This window comes from Saccharothrix sp. ST-888 (assembly GCF_000955975.1).
GTDB lineage: Bacteria > Actinomycetota > Actinomycetes > Streptomycetales > Streptomycetaceae > Kitasatospora.
Map to the genome: position 1 here is coordinate 1 of NZ_JYJF01000826.1, position 320 is coordinate 320.

A 320-nucleotide genomic window follows, 5' to 3' on the forward strand; every position below is an offset into this window, starting at 1 on the left:
TGCGGCAGATCTGGGCCCTGTGGGAACACGAGCAGCGGATCTCCGTGGTGACCTTCCTCGGCAACCGTGTTGCCGAGGCCCTGGCCGAGCGCCTGGCCGCTGACGTCATCCCGTACGTCAGCCTCATCTCCACCACGGCCGGCCACCTCGCCTCGCCCGTCGCCACCGACCCGGGCGTGCTGCAGGTCATCGGCCCCGCTCCCCGGCACCGGCGCACCTACGGCTCCACACGGCGGCACCTCCCCCCGCGCGACGCCGCCCTGATCGGCAGGCGCCTGTGAGCGTCAAGCCCGAGCACACCCCCCGGCCGGGCGTCACCT

At 73.8% G+C, this 320-nt stretch carries 1 protein-coding gene; it reads left to right on the plus strand.

Going from position 1 to position 320, the window contains the following annotated elements; all coding sequences use genetic code 11:
* A partial coding sequence (locus UK12_RS42455; RefSeq protein WP_045307212.1) for a hypothetical protein occupies positions 1–281 on the plus strand: 281 nt, incomplete at its 5' end.
* Positions 282–320 lie beyond the last annotated feature (39 nt).